Here is a 20,665-nt window from a genome sequence, read left to right on the forward strand (position 1 = left end):
CCATCCTCTCACCTGCCCCTAGCCCGGTTTCGTCACCGTGATCTGCGTGACATCGCAGTTCCCGTAGTGGAACGTGGCAGCACAAGATGTCAGATAAAAGTTCCACATGCGGCGAAATCTGTCATCGAACCCGAGAGAGGCGACCTCGTCCCAGCGGTCATTGAAGGTCTCGTGCCAGCGGCGCAGGGTCTGGCTGTAGCTTTCGCCGAACTCGATGGAGCGCTTGACCTCCAGCCCCGCGCGGCGGGCCTGCTGTCGCAGCACGCTCGGACCCGGGAGCATGCCGCCGGGGAAGATGTATTTCTGAATGAAATCAACACTCTTGCGATAGGTTTCGAATTTCGAATCCTTGACGGTGATGATCTGCAGCGTGGCATGTTTGCCCGGCCGGAGCCGCTCGCGGACCGTGTCGAAATAGACAGGCCAGTACCGCTCGCCCACGGCCTCGAACATCTCGATGGAGGCGATGCCGTCATAAAGCCCGTGCTCGTCGCGGTAATCCTGCAACTTAATCTCGACCTGGTCCGACAACCCGGCCTTGGCGATCCGGGCGGTGGCGTAGTCGAATTGCGCCTGGCTGATGGTGAGGCCGGTAACCTTGAGCCCGCGTTCCTTGGCGGCATATTCGGCGAACCCGCCCCAGCCACAGCCGATCTCCAGCACATGATCGCCGGGCTGGGCGCCCATTTCATCCACCATCGAGGCGTATTTGCGGCGTTGCGCGGCCTCGGTGCTCTCCTGCCCGGTCTCGAACATGGCCGAGGAATAGGTCATCGTGTCGTCGAGCCACAGCGCATAGAACTCGTTGCCCAGGTCATAATGGGCGGCGATGTTCTTCTTGGCCTGGGTCTTGCTGTTGGATTGCAGCCAGAAGCGCAGTTTCTCGACAATCCGCACCAGTGCAAACCCGGTATAGCCGTCGAACAGCGCGTCGTTATCGGCGGTGATCAGATCCATGAAACCCTGCAGGTCCGGCGTGCTCCACCAGCCGTCGAGATAGGCATCGCAGAAGCCAAGCTCCCCCTCGCGAACGAGCCGCGCGAACACGTCGTCGTTATGAATGGCCAGTTCCGCCACCGGACCGGGTTTGGGCCCTTCGACGCGAAAGCGGCGTCCGTCCGCCAGCACGAAATCGAGCCGTCCGTGTTCGATCTTGGAGGCGATGTCGAAAGCTGATTTGAAGTAGCGCGGCAGGTCTTTCTGCCCCTTGGGCGACGTCAACACGGGTTCGGCGGCACCTTTGGTTCCGGTAAGCAGGGTCATCTTTATCCTCAACTGTCCGCCGCAGTAACGCCGCGAAAAGGGCGGTGTTTCAAGGGCGTGTCGGCTTCGTCCTAGGGGGTTTACAGGCCCGGTGTCAATTATGCAGCATCCTTGCGCGCCTGGTAGGCGTCGAGGGCGCGCTTGCGGCCTTCGTCCAGCGGTACGATCGGATCCGGGTAGGCGTCGTCGGGCGACAGACCCCAGCTGCGCGGGATCGCATCGAAATACGCGCGCGCATCCTCGGGCGGCGTGCCCTGCCCTTCGGCGATGAAACGGCGTTGGTAGGACTGGTCGCGGTCGAATTTGTCGAGCTGGGTGTCGGGGTTGAACACGCGGAAATAGGGCGCGGCGTCAGGGCCGGAGCCCGCCGCCCATTGCCAGCCCATGGCGTTGGAGGCCGGGTCCCAATCCACCAGGCAATCATCGAACCACGCCTGCCCGACCCGCCAATGGGTCATCAGGTGCTTGGTGAGGTAAGAGGCCACGATCATCCGGCCGCGGTTGTGCATGGTGCCGGTGACATACATCTCGCGCATGGCCGCATCGACAAACCGGATGCCCGTGCGGCCCCGGCGCCAGGTCTCTGCGTCCGCATTGTCATCGCGCCAGGGGAAGTGGTCCCACTCCGCGCGCCAGTTCTTCTCGATCAGGTGGGGCGTGTGCCAGACCAGGTGATAGGCGAACTCGCGCCAGACAAGCTCCTTGAGGAAGGTCTCCGCCCCGGCCTTGCCCTCGGCCAGCGCGCGCTGGCCCGCTTGCCAGCAGGTGGCGGGGCCGATCTCGCCATAGGTGAGGTTTTCCGACAGGCGCGAGGTGCCTTCGATGCCGGGGATGTCGCGGGCGCGGTCGTAATCCCCGACCCGGTGGGCGATGAATGCGCCGAGCCGACCGCGGGCCGCGTCCTCACCGATGGCGAGATGCGGCGCTACGATGGCCGCGCCGCGGTTCATGGCGGCCCCCAGTGCCCAGTAGTCGAGCCGGTCGCTCTCGGGCCAGTTGTCGGGGGCGGGGATGCGGTCGGGGGCGGGCTGCGGCTCGGGCATGGCGCGGTCACGGACCGCTTTCCAGAACGGTGTGTAGACCTTGTAGAACCCGCCCGAGCCGGTCTCGACCGTCCAAGGCTCAATCAACAGGTGCCCGGTGAAGCTGCGCGCGTCCACGCCGTCGTCCTGCAACCCGGATTTGACGGCCTTGTCGCGGGCGACCTGGTCGGGGTCGTAGGCGCGGCTCCAGTAGACGGTCTCGGCACCGGTTTCCGACACCAGAGCGCGCAGGGTTTCGAGCGCGTCGCCTTTGCGGTAGATCAGCCGCGAGCCGCGGTCCCGAAGGGCTGCGTCCAGCGCCGCCGCCCCGAGCCCGAAGCGCCATTTGGGAGCCGCGCCGAGGCTGTCGAGAATGGGATCGCAGAGGAAGACCGGGATCACCGGCGCACCGGTCTCGACCGCCGCCACAAGCGCCCGGTTGTCGCTCAGCCGGAGGTCCCGGCGCACCCACCAGATCACCGGCGCCCTGTCGGTCTGACTGCTCATCTCCACTGTCCTGTCCTGTGTCGTCCTCCCTGCCGGAGATGGCGCAGGCGCGCGGCAGGTCAAGCAAAGGTGCCGCGCATGCAACCACAAGACCCAGTCGAAGCCTGGGCGCAGAGCCGGCCACGGGCCAAGCGGTTTCGAAACCGCTTGCTTGCGGCGGCTGCGACGGCAGCGCCGGCCCCCCTGCCCCGGCGCGGACTTGCGCCAAGGGGTGGTTTTCGCCGCTCCGCGGGGATTGCGCGCCAAGCGGTTTCGAAACCGCTTGGACCAGGCCCGGCGGTCAGGCGCGCACGTCCACCACCACGCGGCCCTTGACCTGGCCCTTCAGGATGTCGCGCCCGAGGGCCGGTAGATCTTTGAGTGTCGCGGGCTGGATCATCGCTTCGAGCTTGTCCATGGGCAAGTGCGCGGCGAGCTCTTTCCAGGCCCGCATCCGGTTCTCATAAGGCTGCATCACGCTGTCGATTCCCAGCAGGTTTACGCCGCGCAGCAGGAACGGGATCACCGTGGCGGGCAGACCTGCGCCCCCGGCCAGACCGACCGCCGCGACCGAGGCGCCGTATTTCATCTGGCCCAGCACCCGGGCCAGCATCGCGCCGCCCACGGCATCGACGCAGCCCGACCAGGTCTCGGATTCAAGCGGGCGTTTGACGGTCTCGGCCATCTCTTCGCGCGCCACGATCTGAGTTGCGCCGAGCGATTTCAGATACTCTGCCGTCTCGGGCCGCCCGGTCACCCCGGCCACCTCGTAACCCTTGGCCGCCAGGATCGCGGTCGCCACGGACCCGACACCGCCGGCGGCCCCGGTGACCAGCACCGGCCCCTGCCCCGGGCCCAACCCGTGATCCTCCAAGGCCATCACCGCCAGCATGGCCGTGAACCCGGCGGTCCCGACCGCCATGGCCTGCCGCGTGGTCAGCCCCTCGGGCAGCGGGACCAGCCAATCGGCCTTGACCCGGGCCTGCTCGGCATAGCCGCCCCAATGGGCCTCGCCCACGCGCCAACCGGTCAGCACCACCTTGTCGCCCGGCGCGTAGCGGTCGTCGTCGGAGCTGGCCACCGTCCCGGCGAAATCGATCCCCGGCACATGAGGGTAATTCCGCACCAATCCGCCCCCCGGCCCGATGCACAGCCCGTCCTTGTAGTTCACGGTAGAGAACTCGACATCCACCGTCACCTCCCCCGCAGGCAGGTCATCCGCGGTGATCTCTTCGACCGCCGCGACCGGTTTCTCGTCGCCATCCTTGCGCACCACCAGGGCTCTCATATCGTCTCTCCTCAGATCCAGAAATTTTCCTGCACGCGGGCGGGGCGCAGCCCCTCCTGCGTCTCGACCATCAATTCGGTGTCCGGGTCCCAATGGGTCATCCGCACCATGCCGATGGCAACATTCGTGTCGAAGTCCGGCGACCACGCGGCGGAGGTCACCTGCCCCACATGCTCGTCCCCGGCCAGAAGGCGCCAGGCCCGGTCGCAGACCGGCACCCGCTCGCCTTCGATCTCGATGGGGCGGATCTGGCGGTTCGGGCCGTCCATGGACACCCGCAGGAGCGCATCGCGCCCCAGGCAGCCAATGGCCGTCTGCACGTTGCAGAACCGCTCCAGCCCGCATTCGAAGGGGGTGTTCCAGCGGGTCATGTCGTTGCCGTAGCTCAATAGCCCGCCCTCAACCCGCTCGATCCCGTTGGGGCAGCCCGCGCGCACGTCGAGATCAGCACCCGCCTCGAACAGGGCATGCCAGAGCGGCATGCCCAGATCGCTACCTTCCACGTAGATCTCGAAGCCGCCCTGCCGGGAATAGCCCGAGCGCGCAACGACCAGGTCATGACCCTGGAACTGGAAGAACCCGAAGCGGAAAAACCGCAGGCTGACCGCATCCGCGCCGAACACCCGCTCGACCAAATCATCGGCGAGCGGGCCCTGGACCGCCAGGGGCGAGACATCGGGCTCTTCGACCAGCACTTCGAGCTGGCGGGCATTGGCCAGCGCCTTCACCCACAGGAGCAGATCACTGTCGGCGATCGAGATCCAGAACCGGTCCTCGGACAGCTTCAGCGCCACGGGATCGTTCAGCATGCCCCCGGTCTCGTCCACCATCGGCACATACAGACACTGCCCCGGCAACATCCCGCGCAGGTCCCGCGGGGTCAGAAGCTGCATCAACTTGCCCGCATCCGGGCCGCGCAACTCCACCTGCCGTTCGCAGGACACATCCCAGACCTGCACCTTCTGCTTGAGATGGTGGTAATCCTCCTCGACGGACTCGAACACAGTCGGCAGCAGCATGTGGTTGTAGACCGTGTAGGCGCGCACCCCGGCGGCCTCCACCCCTTCGGAGAACGGCGTGCGCCTCAGCCGGCGGGCAAGGGAGAGCAAAGGCGTCATGGGGCCTCCGGCATGGCAAAGAGATCCGTGTCGCCGGGTCGCGCCCCCGCCGCGGTCAGCATCGCGTGGATCTGTCCCCGGTGGTGGGTCTGGTGGTTGAAGAAATGCGTGATGCACACAGCAAGCGGTTTCTCCACATCACGCCCGAGCGCCCCGGAATGCCACGCCAGCCTGCCCTCGACAGCGCCCTCATCCAGCTTCTTGGCCCAGTTGCGGATCATCGCATCGGCATCCGCACGCAGCGCGCAGAGCTGATCCCAATCCTCGACGAATTGGACGCTCTCGGCGATCCCGCCCGCGGGCTTGTCCCAGCGGTCAAATCGGCTCATCCAAAGCGTGTCGGCCCACAGAAGATGGGAAAACGTCCGTTGTATCGACCCGAAGAAAGCCGCGCGATCTTCCTGCCGCGCGGCCTCGGTCAAGGTGTCCGCCGCAGACATCAGCGACCCGTTCTGCCAGGCGTTATAGGCCGCCATGGTTCGACAGAACGCGGCGGTGATCACTTGCCCGGTCCGTGCCAGTGGATCGGGCAGATCTCGGCGGATTTGCCGCCGAAATCCCACATCCGACCGTAGTCGCGCACCCGGCTCTTGAGGCCCTTGGCGACGATGATGTCCGGGCCCATCCAGTATTTCGAGTTCGACACCATGACCGGATGTTCAGGGTCCGCGCCGCCCACCATCTCGATCTCTCCCTCGATCTTGCGCCCGATCCGGATCGACCGGCGCGCGCCGTCGGTGACGATCTCTACCGGCGCACGCTCGGCCCCGATGATGTCGGAGACCAGCAAGGTGAAGAGCCCGGTGGTCCCCCCCGCCGCGCCGGAGAATATCTTGAGAATACCGTTATAGGCCTTCTGGCTGGAGCGTTCGTCCACATAGGCCGCCACGCGCCACCCGCCCTCGGCCATCCGGCCCGGGATCTCGACCATCAGCCCGACATTGAGGCCCGAAAGGCTCTCGCCCTCGAAATGCCCCTCATCGATGCGGATCGCCATCCAGGCCTTGCAGTCGCCTTCCGTGGGCGGGTGCTTGCCGAGCGAGACCACGCAGGGGCAGAACACATCGCAGGAGCAATTCAGAAACAGCTCTCCCTTGATTTCCCAGTTGGTCGGCTCGGCGCGGCGGCGGCGCGGGTTCATTCGCGCGTCGATCCGCTCCATCACCTGCAACCGGTCGCTCTTGCGCGGTGTCTTGGCCATCGTTTTCTCCCTCACATCCCGGTCGCGGCATAGGCAATCACCCCGAGCCCCGCCGTCATCAATACGATCCCCATGGGTTTGGTCACATGGGTGCCAAGCTCCGGCAGTTTTTCGACCACCATGAAAAGCGTGGCGAGCCCCATCCACACCAGCGACATGGTCCCGCCGACAAAGCCCAGTGCCATCAGGCCCCAGCAGCAGCCCGCGCAGAACGCCCCCATCCCGGCGCCCATGCGCAGCCCGCCCGCAAAGCCCGTGCGCCAACGGCCGAGAAAATAGCTCATCGGGCTGTGGCAGACCCCGTGGCAGACCGCTTTGAGGCGGCTGAACTGGAAAAGCCCCACCGCCAGCAGCAACAGCCCGCTCAGCCAGAGCGACGTGAACGCCCCCAGCCCGTTGACGATCCCGGTGTTCAGGAACGCCACTTGCACCACCGCCAAGAGCGCCGCGACCGCGACCCAGACCAGGAAATACCCCAGAAGCACCCCGATCCACCCCGCGCGCGTCCCGTCCGCCGACCGGATCAGCGCGTCATAGGTGCCAAGGGTTGGAACAAGGGTCGGCAGCATCATCGCCGCCATCATGATCGCCCACATGGCAAAGAGCGTGCCGAAACTTTCCATCGGCATCATGTTCATGCCCACGGGGCGGCCCCAGAGATCGACACCACTCATGCGGGCCATGTCGAACATGACCCACCACGCCAGCAGGATGATGGCGAAAAACGCAAGCCACGAGAGACCGCGCAAGGACGTGCGAAGAGCTGTCATGGATCCTCCCTCTTGCGCCCGAAGATTTAACGGGCCAATCTAAATGTCAAACAATTAATGTCAGACGTATGAAAGGCGGGATCGGGCCGCATGGAATACCAGCTTGAACCGGGGCGCGACCTTGCGGTGCAGATTGCCGACCAGATCCGGGCGGCGATCCTGCGGGCCGATCTTCTGGTGGATGCGCGTCTGCCTTCGGAGGCGGAGCTGGCCGAGCGATTCGAGGTATCGCGCCCGACGGTGCGCGAGGCGCTGAAACGGCTGGCGGCGCAGAACCTCATCCGGACCCAGCGCGGGGCCACGGGTGGGGCCTTCGTCAACCGGCTGAGCTTTGCCGAGGCCGCAAGCCAGCAGGAGATCACGGCGACGCTCGTGCTGAGCATGAATGCCGTGGATTTCGAGACCGCCTGCGAAGCCCGCTACGCGCTGGAGCGGGCCTGTGCGCCGCTGGCCGCCGCTCGGCGGACGGATTCGCACCTCGCCGCCCTGCAGGCGGAGTTGCGCCGTCAGAGCGATCCGGGGTTGGACGATGCGGCTTTCTGCGCCTCGGACGTGGCCTTCCACCGGGTACTGGTGGAGGCCGCGGACAACCCGGTACTCAGCTACCAGTTGGCCGGGGCGGTGGAAGGGATGCAGCCCCTGATGAACATGATCACCCATAGCGAGCGATCGCGCGCGCGGATCGTGGATCTGCATGGCGACATCCTCGACGGGCTGGCCGCCCGCGACGGCGCGCGGGTCGATCAGGCCCTGAGCGCATTGGCGCTTTATACCGCGGAACTCGGCTCCCAGAGCCGCGCAAAACGCGCCGCCGGCTGAGACCCGCCCCGGGGGTGCAAACGCGTTGTTGCACCTGCCTTGCGTTCTTTCTACCGTGAAGCGCGTGATGCATTTTCCTGGAGCTTGGGAGCCCAATGAGCACAGCCTTCCGCCTGACCGCGACGACAGCGCTCGCCGTCCTCGCCACCCCGATCTCGGCCGCTGATGGCGACCTGATCGTCTTCGACTACGCCGGGTTCGAATTGCCCGAATTCCACAGCGCCTATGTCGACGCCCACGGCGCGAGCCCGGAATTCACCTTCTTCGGCGACGAGGAAGAGGCCTTCCAGAAAATGGTGTCCGGCTTTCGCCCGGATGTCAGCCACGTCTGCGCGGGCTCGGTGACAAAATGGGTCGCCAGCGGCCTGCTGGAGCCTTGGGATACATCCCGCATCCCGGCCTTCGCGGACCTGAATGCGGATCTGACCGGGCAGGACGTGACCGAAGGCACCGGAAACACCTACTTCATCCCGCTGGATTTCGGCTCCACCGGCATCGCGTACAACATGGACGAAGTCCCGGCAGAGGACGTGGCGAGCCTCGACGTGTTCCGCAATCCGAAATACGCCCAGCGGATCACCCTGCCGGACAATGTCGACGATGCCTACGCCCTTGCCTACCTGGCGACGGGAACGACCGACTGGACCACCGCCACCGATGCGCAATTCGAAGCGGCATCGGCCTGGCTGCGCGAGGTCCATTCGAACCTGCGCACCTATTGGACCGACCCGGCGGAGCTGGCACAGCTTCTGGCCATGGGCGAGGTGCTGGTGGCCTGGGCCTGGAACGAAACGCTGCCGACCATGACCGAAGAGGGATTCCCCATCGGCTATCAGCAGGAAGCTGCGGAAGGGTCCTCCCTTTGGCTGTGCGGCTATGTGAACCTCGCCGAGGGCCAGGGGTCCGAAGACAAGGCCTATGATTTCATGAATGCGATGTTGGACCCATCCTCGACCAGGCCTTTGCTGGAAGCGGGCTACGGGCATTCCAACGCCGCGGCCATGGCGCAGATCAGCGCCGAAGAACTGGCCTCAGTCGGGTTGGGTGAGGTCAACGCGCCGGTGCTGGCACAACTGCCCATGAGCAAGGAGTTGCGCGAGAAGCAATCGGCCACGTTCGAGCGGATCAAGGCCGGTTTCTGATCCTACGGATCAAGGCCGGTCCCCGAAGACGACCGGACGAGATGACATGGAACACCGCGCCCCGGCGCGGTGTTTGTCCGTGGAGACCCCGGTTTCGGCGGTCTGATATCGCAGAAAGGGACGGACCCGTGATCGACATTCTCAACATCTTCATTGCGCTGATCAGTATCGGTCTGGGTCTTTTCGGCTGGCTGGCGCCAAAATACACCATGGAGGCGCTGGACCTGAAGCGGGGAGAAACGACCATGGGCGTGTCGGAAATCCGCGCCTCGGCGGGAGCGCTCTTCGTCGGCTTGGGGTTCGGGGCGATCCTGCTTGGAACACCGGCGGCTTACGCCATGATCGGGTTCGCCTGGGGCGGGGCGGCGGTGGGGCGGATGACCTCGATCCTGCGAGACGAGGCACCGACGCGCCGCACTTGGGGGTTCTTCGCAACCGAGGCCTTGGTCGCCGCTACCGCGCTCGCCATCAACCTCTAGGACGGTCCCGCGAGGCCAATTTCCTTCCGAAAGGAAATTGGCAAAATCCTTGCTCAAGGATTTTGCGCCTTTGCATCCGGCGCACCCAATGCCTATATCTGATCTGTCCTTCGGGACTATGGACATAAACGCGCTCGTAATAAGCGGATCGGACCCGGGGGCGGTACCCGGCGGCTCCACCAACAGCCCTGTCGTTTGCAGGCAGAGGGGGCCGAAACAGGATCGACGAACGTCTAAAGGGGTTAGCTTTGTCTCGGCTGGGTGCCACCGTTATCGGCCTAAATTGTACAGTTGCAAACGACAACCGTGCTCCGGTGGCCGTTGCTGCGTAAGCAGTAACAACACCGAAACTTAAGTCCTTGCGCCTAGCAGCGTAAGGCGGGGTTCGCAGGCACCTGGCAACAGAAGCCTGCACATCTCTCCCGAACAAGACAATTTGCAACACAAGCCTGCCCCTTGTCCGCAACACCCTGATGCCCGACTTTGGCCGAGCACCGGTGCCCCTTGAGGACACATTCTGCCTGGTCTCGGAGCCAGTCGATCAACCGACCCCGCGCACCGGCGGTCAGAAAACAATTGAAATCAGTGCAAAAAAATGGAATGATTTTTCAAACTTTACCAAAAAATTCAGGGGTTTTCCAAATGAAGATGCGTTCATTTCTTGCCGCGACCGCCGTCACGGCCCTTCTTCCGTTCAGCGCAACCGTGGCCTCGGCCATCACACTCGATCAACTGGTCGCGGGCTCCACGCTCACCCAGGGCGATGTCACCTTCAGCGGCTTCAAGTTTGATGACCGGTTCGGCACAGACACCACTGGCGGGCTGCCGGATCGTACCGACGCGGCCTTTCCGGGCGACCGGAGCGTCGACGCTTCAGAAATAGGCATAACGACATCGTCCACGAGTTCCACGGTCTCTCTTACCGCGACAATCGACCCGGCCATCAGCATCGCCGGCGAAGGCTCCCCGACGCTCGCCCGCATCTACGACTTCTTCTTCGATTTCACGGTTACCGTCGCCGGCACCTCCGTGCGCACCCTCGACAGCGTCGCATTGGGGGATGGCGACCTGTTCGCCACGGGCAACGGTGTGAGCGAGATTATCTTTGACATAGCAGGAATTAGCGGCAGAAACGATCTCGAAATCTTCGAAGCCCCCGGTCTCGGTTTTTCTCAATCGTCCGACACCACGACGCTCGCGTCCGTGAAGAGCCTCGACTTCCTCGGACAGATCGAGGGCGACACGAGGGACGGCGACACGGCGGGTATCTCGACCTTCACGATCACCTTCGATCTCGGTGGCGTGGCCCCGCCGCCGCCCCACGTGATTCCGGTCCCTGCCGGTCTTCCGCTGCTGCTGACCGGCCTGGTCGGGCTCGGGTTGGCCCGCCGCGCACGGCGCGGCTGAGCCCACCGACTTTCACATAACGAGTGCTTGATTTGTCACCGCGGGGCTCGCGCCCCGCGACCATGACCGGCGTGCATTGACATGCCCATGACAGAGGTCTTTTCACCCATGTTGAACACACTCAAATCTACATTCGCCATCGGCGCCATCGCACTGGGGCTGTCCGTCTCCGCGCTGTCCCAGGCCCGGGCGCAGGATTACTACATCGGACAGATCATCATCGGCGGCTGGAATTTCTGCCCGCGCGGCACCTTCCGCCTCGATGGCAGTTTGCTGTCGATCAACGAAAACCAGGCTCTCTTCTCCCTGCTGGGCACGAATTATGGCGGCGACGGGCGCACCACATTCGGGCTGCCGGACATGCGCGGTCGGGTTCCCGTTCACACCGGCCAGGGCCCCGGCCTGTCAGACCGCCGGTTGGGCCAGACGGGCGGGAGCGAGGCCAACACTCTCAGCGTCGCGCAACTGCCCGCCCACAGCCACGCCCTGAGCGGCACGGCAACCGCGGCGAACACGCCGTCTCCGGCAGGCGCGCTCCCGGCCACCACCGGGCGCGACTCGACCTATGCCGCCGGAACCCCGGATACCGCCATGGCCGCTGGCGCCATCGGAAGCACTGGCGCAGGAAGTGCGGTCAACAACATGCCTCCGTTCAACGTGGTGACCTACTGCATGGTGGGCTTCGGGATCTACCCGAGCCGGAACTGACCCCAACCCAGCGACACCGCCCCCCCTGCACGTCAATGACAGGTGCAGGACGACCCTTTGCCTGCCACCGCGGGCGCACCATCATAAAAAGGTTTACCCATGTTCAATCCCCTCAAATCCTCCCTCGCCGCCTGCGTCCTGGCCCTTGCCACATCCGTTTCGGCCCCCGCACACGCGCAGGAGGCCTACCTCGGACAGATCATCATGGGCGGATGGAACTTCTGTCCGCGCGGAACCGCGCCACTCAACGGACAACTGATCCAGATCAGCCAGAACTCTGCCCTGTTCTCCCTGCTGGGCACGCAATTCGGCGGGGACGGGCGCACGACCTTCGCCCTGCCCGACATGCGCGGCCGGGTGGCCCTGCACAACGGAACCGGGCCGGGCCTGACCAACAAGCGCATCGGCGCCCGGGGCGGCAGCGAAACCAACACGCTGACCGTCGACCAACTGCCCCCACACGCCCACGCGCTGACAGGCACAAGCACGGCTGCCAATACCCCCTCGCCCGCCGGTGCCCTGCCCGCCACGACGGGGCGCGATTCCAGCTATGCCGCCGGCAGCGCCGACACCGGGATGGGCGCGGGCGCGATCGGCAGTACCGGCGCCGGACAACCGGTCAACAACATGCCGCCCTATACCGTGGTGCAGATGTGCATCGTGACACAGGGCCTGTTCCCCTCGCGCAGCTAGCGCCGGCACACTCCGTGATTGCGCGCCGCCCCTGCGGCGTGCAACCTGCGGCCATGCTCGCTCCCCTGCGCCCGCTCGCCTTGGCCCTGACCCTGCTGGTCCCCGCCCTGCCCGCGCGGGCCTGCCAGACCGCGCTTTTGCTGGCCATCGACGTGTCCCAATCCATCGACAGTGCCGAGTACCGGTATCAAACCGAAGGGCTGGCCGATGCCTTGGCCGATACCGAGATCGCCGAGGCCCTGATCCGGGGCCGTATGGCGCTGGCCGTGATGCAATGGTCCGGACGGGACGCGCAGAACCTGTCGATCCCCTGGACACGCATCCACAGCCAGGCGGACCTGGCGGCCTTCGCCGCCCGCGCCCGTGCCATGCCGCGCGCCTATGTCATGTCAAACACCGCCGTGGGCGAGGCGCTGAGCTTCGGGCTTGCGCAGTTCGCGGCCGTCCCGGACTGCGCGCGCAAGGTGATCGATGTGTCAGGCGATGGGCCGGATAACGCGGGCTCCGACCCGCGGCTGGCCCGCCGCGCCGCTGAACGCGCGGGCATCGAGATCAATGCGCTGGCGATCGAGTCGCTGGGCCTGTCGATCACCAATTACTTTCGCCGCGCGGTCATCACCCGGGGCGGCTTCGTGATGACCGCCCGCGGCTATCGCAGCTATGCCCGCACCCTGCGCGAGAAGATTCGCCGCGAAATTTCCCAGATCATGTTCTGACCGGAGCCCCAGATGATTGCCGTGATATTCGAAGTCCATCCCGCCGAGGGCCGCAAGGACGCCTATCTCGCCATGGCCGCGGAGATGCGCCCCCTTGTCGAGCAGATCAACGGGTTCCTGTCGGTCGAACGCTTCGAGAGCCTGACAACCCCCGGCAAGCTCTTGTCGGTATCGTTTTTCCGGGATGAAGCCGCGCTGGATGAATGGCGCCGGCTGACGCAGCATCGGCGGGCGCAGACCGCGGGCCGCGCGGGCATGTTCGCCGACTACCGGCTGCGCGTGGCCCATGTGCTGCGCGACTACGGCATGACCGACCGGGCCGAGGCCCCCGCCGACAGCGTGGCCCTGCACGGATGAGCCCCCGCGCCGCATCCATGCCGCACCCGGCCCCATGACGCCCCCCTCCCTGTCGGAGCTGACCCGCGTCTTCGGTCGCATCGGCCTTCTGTCCTTCGGCGGCCCTGCGGCCCAGATCGCGCTGATGCAGGAAGAGCTGGTCGAGGACCGCGCCTGGCTGACGCGGCCGCAATTCCTCAACGCGCTGTCCTTTTGCATGCTCCTGCCCGGGCCGGAGGCGATGCAGCTGGCCACCTATGCGGGCTGGAAGCTGCGGGGCACGCCGGGCGGGTTGATCGCGGGGGGGCTCTTCGTGGTGCCGGGGGCCTGCGTGATCTTCGCGCTCGCCTATGCCTACGCCGCATTCGGCGATCTGCCCCTGGTGGACGGGGTGTTTCTGGGCATTCAGGCGGCCGTGATCGTCCTGGTGTTCAAGGCGCTCCTGGGTCTTGCGCGCAAGACGCTGACCTCGCGGGACCGATGGATGCTGGCAGCGCTCAGCTTCACGGCGCTCTTCGTGTTCGGCGTGCCCTTCCCTGCGATCATCGCCGCGGCGGCGCTTTACGGTGCGTTGAGCGCCCGCGGGCCCGTGACGACGTCCGCGGAGAGCGAGGCCCTACCCCACCCTGCCATCGGCACGATTCTGACCTGGTTGACTGCTTGGCTCGCGCCCATCGCGGTGCTCTGGGCCAGCGGTGCCGACCTGCTCAGCCAGATCGCCCTCTTTTTCGCCAAGCTCGCGGTGGTCACTTTCGGCGGGGCCTATGCAGTGCTTGCCTACATGACGCAAGAGGTCGTGCAGGAACGGGGCTGGCTCACGCCCGAGCAGATGATCGACGCGCTGGGTCTGGCGGAGACGACGCCGGGGCCGCTGATTCTGGTCACACAATTCGTGGGCTTTCTCGCAGGGTTCGCCGAAGGCGGGCTCGGACTGGCACTGATCGCCGGGCTAATCACGCTGTGGGTGACTTTTGTGCCCTGTTTTTTGTGGATTTTCACCTTCGCACCGTATGTGGAGTGGATCGCCACACGGCCCCGCCTGACCGGCGCTCTGCAGGGCATTACCGCCGCTGTGGTGGGCGTGATCCTGAACCTTGTGCTGTGGTTCGCGCTGCATGTGCTGTTCGACAGTTTGCGCCCGGTGGCGGTGCCGGGTGTGGTGGCCGAGCTTCCGCTGCTGGCCTCGTGGAACGGGGCGGCCCTCGGCCTGACCCTGTTCGCGGCCTACCTGATGTTGCGCCTGAAGCTGGAATTCCCGGTTGTGCTTGCCTTTTGCGCCACCGCTGCGGGGGTCATCACCCTGATCTGATACCGCCTGCGCGGCAAATGTTCTTTTTGACGACCGGACCTTTCCATCCCAAGTGACTTTACTTAACCTGAGATTGCACGCGATGAGGATCTCCCGAATGGCTGAACGCCTCGATTACGGAAACCGAATGCACCGGGCGATGCGGGCGCTCATTCAGGATGTCCTGCGTGAGGTGGCTGCTGACGGATTGCCCGGCGAACATCATTTCTTCATCACCTTCGACACCCAGCACCCGGGGGTCGAGTTGTCCGACTGGTTGCGCGAGCGCTACCCGGACGAGATGACCATCGTGCTGCAGCACTGGTTCGACGGGCTGGAAGTGCGCGAGGCGGATTTCTCGGTGGTGCTGAACTTCGGCGACCAGCCCGAAGCGCTGACCGTGCCGCTGGATGCAATCCGGACCTTCGTGGACCCCTCCGTGGAATTCGGTTTGCGGTTCGAAACCCAGGACGATGCCGATTTCGAGGACGAGGAGGATGACGAGGAAGAGACCCATGAGGTCACGGCCCTCGTTCCGCCGCCGGAGGCGCGCCCGCACAAGCCGACCGCCAAGGACACCACCGAGAAGAAGCCTGGCACGTCCAAGGACGCCGAGATCGTCAGCCTCGATTCCTTTCGCAAGTAAGCGCGCCTGCTGCCCTGCGCCAATTGGCCCGGGCACGCGGCACCATTCCCCGATTGCCCGGACCTGTCCTGAGCGGTAAACGGCATGCGAACGTATACGGAAGGGAGTGTCCCCCCATGACCATGACCGAGACCCGCACCGAAACCGACAGCTTCGGCCCGCTCGAGGTTCCTGCCGACAAGTATTGGGGCGCGCAGACGCAGCGCTCGATCATGAACTTCCCCATCGGATGGGAAAAGCAACCCGTGGCGATCGTTCGCGCCCTCGGCGTGATCAAGAAGGCCTGCGCCATGGCCAACAAGAAAAGCGGCAAGCTCGACGCCCGCCTGGCCGATGCGATCATCCAGGCCGCGGGCGAGGTGATCGACGGCAAGTTCGACGACAACTTCCCGCTGGTGGTCTGGCAAACCGGCTCCGGCACCCAGTCCAACATGAACTCCAACGAGGTGATCGCCAACCGCGCGATCGAGATCCTGGGCGGCGTGATCGGCTCCAAGGACCCGGTGCATCCGAACGATCACTGCAACATGGGTCAGTCTTCCAACGACACCTTCCCCACGGCCATGCATATCGCCGCCGCGACCACCGCGCGCGACGTGCTGCTGCCCGGGCTCGTGAAACTCGCCGAGGGGCTGGAAGCCAAGGCCGAAGAGTTCAAGGACATCATCAAGATCGGCCGCACCCATACCCAGGATGCCACGCCCCTCACATTGGGCCAGGAATTCTCCGGCTACGCCAAGCAGATCCGCAACGGCATTGCCCGGATCGAGATGGCCCTGCCCGGCATCTACGAACTGGCCCAAGGCGGCACCGCCGTGGGCACAGGGCTGAACACTTCGCCGGGCTGGTCCGAAACCGTGGCCGCCAACATGGCCGAGATCACCGGCCTTCCCTTCGTGACCGCCCCCAACAAGTTCGAAGCGCTCGCCGCCCACGACGCGATGGTCTTCATGTCCGGCGCGATCAAGACGACCGCCATGGCGGCCTACAAGATCGCCAACGACATGCGCTTTCTCGGCTCCGGGCCACGGTCCGGACTGGGCGAGCTGATCCTGCCGGAAAACGAGCCCGGCTCGTCGATTATGCCGGGCAAGGTGAACCCGACCCAGGCCGAGGCGATGACCCAGGTCTGCGCCCATATACTGGGCAATGACGCGGCCATTTCCTTTGCCGGCAGCCAGGGCCATTTCGAGCTGAACGTCTACAACCCGATGATGTCCTACAACCTGCTGCAATCCATGACCCTGCTGGGCGATGCCGCCGACAGCTTCACCGAGCGGATGCTGATGGGCACACGCGCCAATGAAGAACGGATCGACAAGTTGATGAAAGAAAGCCTGATGCTGGTCACGGCCCTCGCGCCCACCATCGGCTACGACAACGCCACCAAGGTGGCCAAGACCGCCCACAAGAACGGCACCACCCTGAAGGAAGAAGCCATTGCGCTGGGGTTCGTTGACGCGGAAACCTTCGACAAGGTCGTGCGCCCGGAGGACATGATCGGCCCGAGGTAAGGCGCTGCGCCACCGACCAATCCTGTGTACCGCATCGCCCACCGGGCTGACACGTCCCTCTAATGCCTGGCATCGAAAAACCGGTGCCAGGCGCCTGCATCCACTTGTGATCCGGAGCGGAGATGCGCATCCTGCGACCATGGTCCAGGTCACGAATCTCCGCACGATCAGAAAGCAGAAAGCACGTGAAGAAAAGCGTGTAACTGCCTCGGAAAAAGCCACTCTTCATGGTGAGAGCAAGGCTGAACGCCTGCTGCGTATCTCGCGGGCCGAGCGCGAGAAGAAGCATCTCGACCAGCATTATGCCGAGGATGACTAGACGCCCGGTCAAACGCTCCCTGACCTTGCGCGGGCACCGCACCAGCGTGTCGCTGGAGGACGAGTTCTGGACTGCATTCCGCGACATGGCGGCCGACCGCAACATGCCGATCAACGCCTTGGCCGCAGAAATCGACGCCGAACGCGGCGCGGATCTGGGGCTGGCCTCTGCCATTCGCCTGGCGATTCTACGGCACTATCGCGATTAAGGGTCTGTTTACCGTGGCGCGGCATGGTTTCGGCCATGCGATGCACGCGACCGATCCCGAGATCCCCGGAGACATGGATGCTCCAGGTCTTTTCTTCGAAAACAGCCCGCCAGGGCGGCGTGGTGCGGCGGCGCATGCGGGATGTGGAGAGGATCGTCGGGCGCGCCGAATTTCTGGCCGAGATCCGAAGACGCGGCTTCCATGCGGTTGAGAATGGCGGCGATATCGTGATCTTCTGCAATGCCCAGCCGATCCGCCGGGTGGTCTGACGCAAAATCCTTGAGCAAGGATTTTGCCAAGAGTTTTGCTCAAAACTCTTGGCCGGCGGCCCCGACGCGCAACCAGATCCCGTGGCGCGCGCGCACGGTCAGATGCGCCTCGGGCACCGGCACGTGGTTCGGGTCCGCTTCGAACCGGAACGCCTGCAGGAACGCCGCCAGCATCAAGGTTCCTTCGGCCATGGCGAACCCCGCCCCCGGACAGACCCGGCGCCCGGCGGAGAACGGCATATAGGCGTCGCGCTGGCTCTGTTGCGTCTCCTCCCGCTGCCATCGGTCGGGATCGAACACGTCCGGCGCGCTCCAGAGCCGCGTGTGGCGCTGCAGATGCCAGGGGCTGAGCACCACCTGGGCGCCGCGCCGGATTTTCCGGCCCCGCCATACGCGCGCCGCCTCCACCTGCCGCACCATCATCGGCACCGGCGGGTAGAGCCGCAGCGCCTCGCGATAGACATCCCGCGTGCGCGGCAATTTCGACAGATCGGAGAATGTCATTTCAAGAGGTGCGACCGCCGCCACCTCCGCCCGGACCCGGGCTTGCACGTCGGGCGCAGCGCCCAGCAGGTAGAGCGCCCAGGCCAATGCGCTGGCGCTGGTCTCGTGCCCGGCCAGAAAGAAGATCGCGACCTGGTCCACCATCTCGTCGGTCGAGAATCGGGCGCCGGTCTCCGGGTCCGGCGTGGTCATGATCTTCGTGGCCAGATCCCGCGGCGCGGTTCCAGCGGCGATCTCCGCCTGCCGCCGGGCCGTCATCTGCGCGATCAGCGCCCGCAGATGCGCCGCGGTCTCCTTTGTCTCGGCCCGGTGCATCCGGGGCATCCAGCGCGGCAGGGGCAGGAACGCGCCGAGGTTTAGGATCGGCTGGCTGCGCTGATGGGCGCGGAAGGCGCGGTAGACTACCGCTGCCATCGCATCATCTATGGGCACCGAGAACAGGGTCCGAAAAATGACATCCGCTGCCGCATGGGCGCAGACCTCCTCGATCTCGACCAGATCCGCCGCGCGCCGCGCCTCCAGCCGCGCCACGGCATTGCGCGCCGCGTCCTGCATCGCCGCGAAACTCTCGCGCACGCGGCCCCGCTCGAAGGCCGGATCGATGATCCGTCTCTGGCGTGCCCAGGTCGCCCCATTGGTCAAAAAGACACTCTCGCCCAAAAGCGGGCGCAACCCCTCTGCGATCCGGTCGGATTTCGGAAAATCCTCGGGCGCATCGTGCAGCACCTCGCGCACCAACACAGGGTCGTTGACCAGGTAGGAGCGGAAAAACGGCGTCCGGAACTCCGCCATCCACGCGCGGTAAAGCCGCGCGGGCTGCGCCGACAGGATGTCCTTGCGAAAGAGCTTCAGGTACTGCCAGAGCGACACCCGGTCCTGCCGCGCCACGGGTTTCGGGGCGGGCGGCCTCATGCGACGACACGTCGGCGCAGCACGCTGGGCGAAGGGGCCCGCGCCTCGAACCGGTCCTTGAGCCGCAGCGGCCCCGCCGTGATCTGGAAATAGTCGTAATCCCCGGGCCGGTCGAACGCATGCAGATACTGGAAATGCAGCCGATAGAAGCGCCAGCGCAGCTTTGCCCAGGTTTCCGGCGCGAGCGTCTCGCTGAAACGCGCCGAGATGATGCGCGGCCCGGTCTGGTCTGCGCGTGCCACGCCGCTCACGGCCACCGGATCGCACAGCGCGAAGGCGCAGCCATCGCCGGGCGCAGTCACATCCAGCCAGAAAACCCGGGACTGGTGGCCCAGTACCGCCAGATCGCCGCGCAATTCCGTCGCCTGCGGCAGGGCCGACACCATGGGCGTGACGTGACCGAGGCTGAGAAACCCGACCGTCACGCCGCTCTCCAGGCGCCCGGCACGCAGCAGTTCTGCCAACACCGTCACCCCGAGATACGCGCCCGAGGAATGGCCCACCAGCAGCACTTCGTCTACCTCTCCGCGCGCCGCCTCGGCCACACGGTCCGCGAACCCCGACAACCGGGCGCGCAACTCCGGCGGATACGCCCCGCCCAGCCCCGCCGCATAGGCATAGTCCCGCATCAGGTAATGGGCATAGAGCCAGCGATCCGCCCGGTACCCGGCCTCCAGCACGAGGGCGAAGACCCCGACCGCCAGCAAAAGATCCAGCCATGGCACCGGGACCAGCTGCAGACACAGCACCCCCGCCCCCAGCGCCAGCAGCAGCTGCGCCAGCAAGGCCACCACCGGATAGAGCGCGGCCAGCACCGGCCCCTTGCGCAACCGCGTCAACCGCCAGAGGGCCCCGCTGGCAAGATAGATCCACGCGGTTCGCACCAGCGCCGCGTAGGACCGCAGCACATTGCCCGTCATGGACGCCTGCACCAGATCGGACCAGACCAGCACCTCGATCTGCGTCACGACCTCTCGCGCACCGTCGCGCAAGTCCACCTGCCAGGCGGTCCCCCCGGGCAGGCCCGCGACCTTCAGGCCATAGCCCGACAGCTCGGCCTGCTTGCGGCCCTCGCGGCGATACATCTCGCGGTATCGCCGGGGCGGAAACGGGTCATACCCGGGCAGGTAGAACACCTTGCGGCGCCGGACCTCTGGCGCCTGTTCCGTGGATGTCATGGCTCGCATCGCTCGCGTTTTGCGCGACCCTAGCCCGCGCTCCGGGGCTTGGATAGATCACCAGAGCCGAAAGCGGCGTAAGGGCTGCGGAATTTACGTGCAGCGCGGGCGACAGGCCGGTATTCAAGGGCCATGTCCGATCAGACCCATCTCGATGCCCGGGGGTTGCTGTGCCCCCTACCCGTCCTGAAAGCGCGCAAGGCGCTGAAATCCCTGCCCAAGGGCGCGGAGTTGCACCTGCTGGCCGATGACCCGGCCGCGATCGTCGATGTGCCCCATTACTGCGCCGAGAGCGGTCATGAACTGCTGCGCCAGACCGACCGGGACGACGGCCAACTCTACGTGATCCGCAAAACCTGAGCCGATGAAAAAGGGGCCC

The 20,665-nt window shown here is 65.5% G+C and carries 24 protein-coding genes and 1 other RNA gene; 16 read left to right on the forward strand and 9 right to left on the reverse strand.

Annotated elements, in window-relative coordinates:
- Positions 1-18: 18 nt before the first annotated feature.
- The 7 genes from DSHI_RS11785 to DSHI_RS11815 all read right to left on the reverse strand — a co-directional run bounded on the left by DSHI_RS11785 (position 19) and on the right by DSHI_RS11815 (position 7,148).
- Positions 19-1,263, reverse strand: coding sequence for an SAM-dependent methyltransferase (locus DSHI_RS11785; RefSeq protein WP_012178984.1), 1,245 nt, complete (start codon positions 1,261-1,263; stop codon positions 19-21).
- Between the two features lie 98 nt (positions 1,264-1,361).
- Positions 1,362-2,792 carry a cryptochrome/photolyase family protein gene (locus tag DSHI_RS11790; protein ID WP_012178985.1) on the reverse strand — a complete coding sequence of 477 codons (1,431 nt, stop codon included), beginning with the start codon at positions 2,790-2,792 and terminating at the stop codon, positions 1,362-1,364.
- Between the two features lie 280 nt (positions 2,793-3,072).
- Entirely contained in the window at positions 3,073-4,059 is a 987-nt protein-coding gene (gene acuI, locus DSHI_RS11795; protein WP_012178986.1) for an acryloyl-CoA reductase, read from the reverse strand.
- 11 nt (positions 4,060-4,070) lie between these two features.
- Positions 4,071-5,177 carry a dimethylsulfoniopropionate demethylase gene (locus DSHI_RS11800; RefSeq protein WP_012178987.1) on the reverse strand — a complete coding sequence of 369 codons (1,107 nt, stop codon included), beginning with the start codon at positions 5,175-5,177 and terminating at the stop codon, positions 4,071-4,073.
- Entirely contained in the window at positions 5,174-5,680 is a 507-nt protein-coding gene (locus DSHI_RS11805) for a DinB family protein (RefSeq protein WP_245533006.1), read from the reverse strand. Before DSHI_RS11805 ends, DSHI_RS11800 begins: the two co-directional genes overlap by 4 nt.
- A complete protein-coding gene (locus tag DSHI_RS11810) occupies positions 5,677-6,378 on the reverse strand; it encodes a DUF1326 domain-containing protein (RefSeq protein WP_012178989.1) in 702 nt (233 codons plus the stop codon). Before DSHI_RS11810 ends, DSHI_RS11805 begins: the two co-directional genes overlap by 4 nt.
- Before the next feature lie 11 nt (positions 6,379-6,389).
- Positions 6,390-7,148, reverse strand: coding sequence for a DUF2182 domain-containing protein (locus DSHI_RS11815; RefSeq protein WP_012178990.1), 759 nt, complete (start codon positions 7,146-7,148; stop codon positions 6,390-6,392).
- Positions 7,149-7,238: 90 nt separating this feature from the next.
- Here DSHI_RS11815 and DSHI_RS11820 point away from each other — a divergent pair, with 90 nt between their 5' ends.
- The 15 genes from DSHI_RS11820 (at position 7,239) to DSHI_RS11885 (ending at position 17,692) form a co-directional block, all read left to right on the forward strand.
- Positions 7,239-7,967 (forward strand): FadR/GntR family transcriptional regulator, encoded by a 729-nt coding sequence (locus DSHI_RS11820; protein ID WP_012178991.1) that lies wholly within the window; start codon positions 7,239-7,241, stop codon positions 7,965-7,967.
- A gap of 95 nt (positions 7,968-8,062) precedes the next feature.
- Positions 8,063-9,109 (forward strand): ABC transporter substrate-binding protein, encoded by a 1,047-nt coding sequence (locus DSHI_RS11825; protein ID WP_012178992.1) that lies wholly within the window; start codon positions 8,063-8,065, stop codon positions 9,107-9,109.
- Between the two features lie 128 nt (positions 9,110-9,237).
- Positions 9,238-9,588 (forward strand): DUF4345 family protein, encoded by a 351-nt coding sequence (locus DSHI_RS11830; protein WP_044027830.1) that lies wholly within the window; start codon positions 9,238-9,240, stop codon positions 9,586-9,588.
- A gap of 66 nt (positions 9,589-9,654) precedes the next feature.
- Positions 9,655-10,004, forward strand: a transfer-messenger RNA (tmRNA) gene (gene ssrA / locus DSHI_RS21770).
- A 226-nt stretch (positions 10,005-10,230) separates the two neighbouring features.
- Positions 10,231-10,995, forward strand: a complete 765-nt coding sequence (locus DSHI_RS11835; RefSeq protein WP_012178994.1) for a hypothetical protein — start codon at positions 10,231-10,233, stop codon at positions 10,993-10,995.
- A gap of 108 nt (positions 10,996-11,103) precedes the next feature.
- Positions 11,104-11,703: a phage tail protein gene (locus DSHI_RS11840; protein WP_012178995.1), complete on the forward strand. Its 600-nt coding sequence runs from the start codon at positions 11,104-11,106 to the stop codon at positions 11,701-11,703.
- A gap of 99 nt (positions 11,704-11,802) precedes the next feature.
- Complete coding sequence (locus tag DSHI_RS11845) at positions 11,803-12,396, forward strand: phage tail protein (protein WP_012178996.1); 594 nt, start codon at positions 11,803-11,805, stop codon at positions 12,394-12,396.
- A 53-nt stretch (positions 12,397-12,449) separates the two neighbouring features.
- Positions 12,450-13,112 carry a VWA domain-containing protein gene (locus tag DSHI_RS11850; protein WP_044027832.1) on the forward strand — a complete coding sequence of 221 codons (663 nt, stop codon included), beginning with the start codon at positions 12,450-12,452 and terminating at the stop codon, positions 13,110-13,112.
- Positions 13,113-13,124: 12 nt separating this feature from the next.
- A complete protein-coding gene (locus DSHI_RS11855; protein WP_012178998.1) occupies positions 13,125-13,469 on the forward strand; it encodes an antibiotic biosynthesis monooxygenase family protein in 345 nt (114 codons plus the stop codon).
- Between the two features lie 34 nt (positions 13,470-13,503).
- Positions 13,504-14,757, forward strand: coding sequence for a chromate efflux transporter (gene chrA / locus DSHI_RS11860; protein WP_012178999.1), 1,254 nt, complete (start codon positions 13,504-13,506; stop codon positions 14,755-14,757).
- Positions 14,758-14,854: 97 nt separating this feature from the next.
- A complete protein-coding gene (locus DSHI_RS11865) occupies positions 14,855-15,382 on the forward strand; it encodes an SspB family protein (protein ID WP_012179000.1) in 528 nt (175 codons plus the stop codon).
- 122 nt (positions 15,383-15,504) lie between these two features.
- A complete protein-coding gene (gene fumC, locus DSHI_RS11870; RefSeq protein ID WP_044028766.1) occupies positions 15,505-16,896 on the forward strand; it encodes a class II fumarate hydratase in 1,392 nt (463 codons plus the stop codon).
- Between the two features lie 139 nt (positions 16,897-17,035).
- Entirely contained in the window at positions 17,036-17,215 is a 180-nt protein-coding gene (locus DSHI_RS11875) for a DUF4169 family protein (protein WP_044027834.1), read from the forward strand.
- Positions 17,208-17,423 carry a ribbon-helix-helix domain-containing protein gene (locus tag DSHI_RS11880; protein WP_044027836.1) on the forward strand — a complete coding sequence of 72 codons (216 nt, stop codon included), beginning with the start codon at positions 17,208-17,210 and terminating at the stop codon, positions 17,421-17,423. Before DSHI_RS11875 ends, DSHI_RS11880 begins: the two co-directional genes overlap by 8 nt.
- Before the next feature lie 77 nt (positions 17,424-17,500).
- Positions 17,501-17,692, forward strand: a complete 192-nt coding sequence (locus DSHI_RS11885; protein WP_012179003.1) for a hypothetical protein — start codon at positions 17,501-17,503, stop codon at positions 17,690-17,692.
- A gap of 39 nt (positions 17,693-17,731) precedes the next feature.
- On the opposite strand, the gene DSHI_RS11890 is transcribed toward DSHI_RS11885, so the two are convergent.
- Positions 17,732-19,108, reverse strand: coding sequence for a cytochrome P450 (locus tag DSHI_RS11890; protein WP_012179004.1), 1,377 nt, complete (start codon positions 19,106-19,108; stop codon positions 17,732-17,734).
- Entirely contained in the window at positions 19,105-20,295 is a 1,191-nt protein-coding gene (locus DSHI_RS11895) for a hypothetical protein (protein ID WP_012179005.1), read from the reverse strand. The genes DSHI_RS11890 and DSHI_RS11895 overlap by 4 nt, the downstream gene beginning before the upstream one ends.
- Positions 20,296-20,418: 123 nt before the next feature.
- On the opposite strand from DSHI_RS11895, the gene DSHI_RS11900 reads away from it, so the two are divergent.
- Positions 20,419-20,646: a sulfurtransferase TusA family protein gene (locus tag DSHI_RS11900; protein WP_012179006.1), complete on the forward strand. Its 228-nt coding sequence runs from the start codon at positions 20,419-20,421 to the stop codon at positions 20,644-20,646.
- Positions 20,647-20,665: the final 19 nt, after the last annotated feature.

The organism is Dinoroseobacter shibae DFL 12 = DSM 16493 (assembly GCF_000018145.1).
Lineage (GTDB): Bacteria > Pseudomonadota > Alphaproteobacteria > Rhodobacterales > Rhodobacteraceae > Dinoroseobacter > Dinoroseobacter shibae.

Excerpts from the sequence above, each read along its gene's own strand:
- DSHI_RS11785 (WP_012178984.1), bottom strand. The coding sequence starts at position 1,263 with ATGACCCTGCTTACCGGAACCAAAGGTGCCGCCGAACCCGTGTTGACG.
- DSHI_RS11790 (WP_012178985.1), bottom strand. The coding sequence starts at position 2,792 with ATGAGCAGTCAGACCGACAGGGCGCCGGTGATCTGGTGGGTGCGCCGG.
- acuI (WP_012178986.1), bottom strand. The coding sequence starts at position 4,059 with ATGAGAGCCCTGGTGGTGCGCAAGGATGGCGACGAGAAACCGGTCGCG.
- DSHI_RS11800 (WP_012178987.1), bottom strand. The coding sequence starts at position 5,177 with ATGACGCCTTTGCTCTCCCTTGCCCGCCGGCTGAGGCGCACGCCGTTC.
- DSHI_RS11810 (WP_012178989.1), bottom strand. The coding sequence starts at position 6,378 with ATGGCCAAGACACCGCGCAAGAGCGACCGGTTGCAGGTGATGGAGCGG.
- DSHI_RS11815 (WP_012178990.1), bottom strand. The coding sequence starts at position 7,148 with ATGACAGCTCTTCGCACGTCCTTGCGCGGTCTCTCGTGGCTTGCGTTT.
- DSHI_RS11820 (WP_012178991.1), top strand. The coding sequence starts at position 7,239 with ATGGAATACCAGCTTGAACCGGGGCGCGACCTTGCGGTGCAGATTGCC.
- DSHI_RS11825 (WP_012178992.1), top strand. The coding sequence starts at position 8,063 with ATGAGCACAGCCTTCCGCCTGACCGCGACGACAGCGCTCGCCGTCCTC.
- DSHI_RS11835 (WP_012178994.1), top strand. The coding sequence starts at position 10,231 with ATGAAGATGCGTTCATTTCTTGCCGCGACCGCCGTCACGGCCCTTCTT.
- DSHI_RS11840 (WP_012178995.1), top strand. The coding sequence starts at position 11,104 with ATGTTGAACACACTCAAATCTACATTCGCCATCGGCGCCATCGCACTG.
- DSHI_RS11845 (WP_012178996.1), top strand. The coding sequence starts at position 11,803 with ATGTTCAATCCCCTCAAATCCTCCCTCGCCGCCTGCGTCCTGGCCCTT.
- DSHI_RS11850 (WP_044027832.1), top strand. The coding sequence starts at position 12,450 with ATGCTCGCTCCCCTGCGCCCGCTCGCCTTGGCCCTGACCCTGCTGGTC.
- DSHI_RS11855 (WP_012178998.1), top strand. The coding sequence starts at position 13,125 with ATGATTGCCGTGATATTCGAAGTCCATCCCGCCGAGGGCCGCAAGGAC.
- chrA (WP_012178999.1), top strand. The coding sequence starts at position 13,504 with ATGACGCCCCCCTCCCTGTCGGAGCTGACCCGCGTCTTCGGTCGCATC.
- DSHI_RS11865 (WP_012179000.1), top strand. The coding sequence starts at position 14,855 with ATGGCTGAACGCCTCGATTACGGAAACCGAATGCACCGGGCGATGCGG.
- fumC (WP_044028766.1), top strand. The coding sequence starts at position 15,505 with ATGACCGAGACCCGCACCGAAACCGACAGCTTCGGCCCGCTCGAGGTT.
- DSHI_RS11875 (WP_044027834.1), top strand. The coding sequence starts at position 17,036 with ATGGTCCAGGTCACGAATCTCCGCACGATCAGAAAGCAGAAAGCACGT.
- DSHI_RS11880 (WP_044027836.1), top strand. The coding sequence starts at position 17,208 with ATGACTAGACGCCCGGTCAAACGCTCCCTGACCTTGCGCGGGCACCGC.
- DSHI_RS11885 (WP_012179003.1), top strand. The coding sequence starts at position 17,501 with ATGCTCCAGGTCTTTTCTTCGAAAACAGCCCGCCAGGGCGGCGTGGTG.
- DSHI_RS11890 (WP_012179004.1), bottom strand. The coding sequence starts at position 19,108 with ATGAGGCCGCCCGCCCCGAAACCCGTGGCGCGGCAGGACCGGGTGTCG.
- DSHI_RS11895 (WP_012179005.1), bottom strand. The coding sequence starts at position 20,295 with ATGCGAGCCATGACATCCACGGAACAGGCGCCAGAGGTCCGGCGCCGC.
- DSHI_RS11900 (WP_012179006.1), top strand. The coding sequence starts at position 20,419 with ATGTCCGATCAGACCCATCTCGATGCCCGGGGGTTGCTGTGCCCCCTA.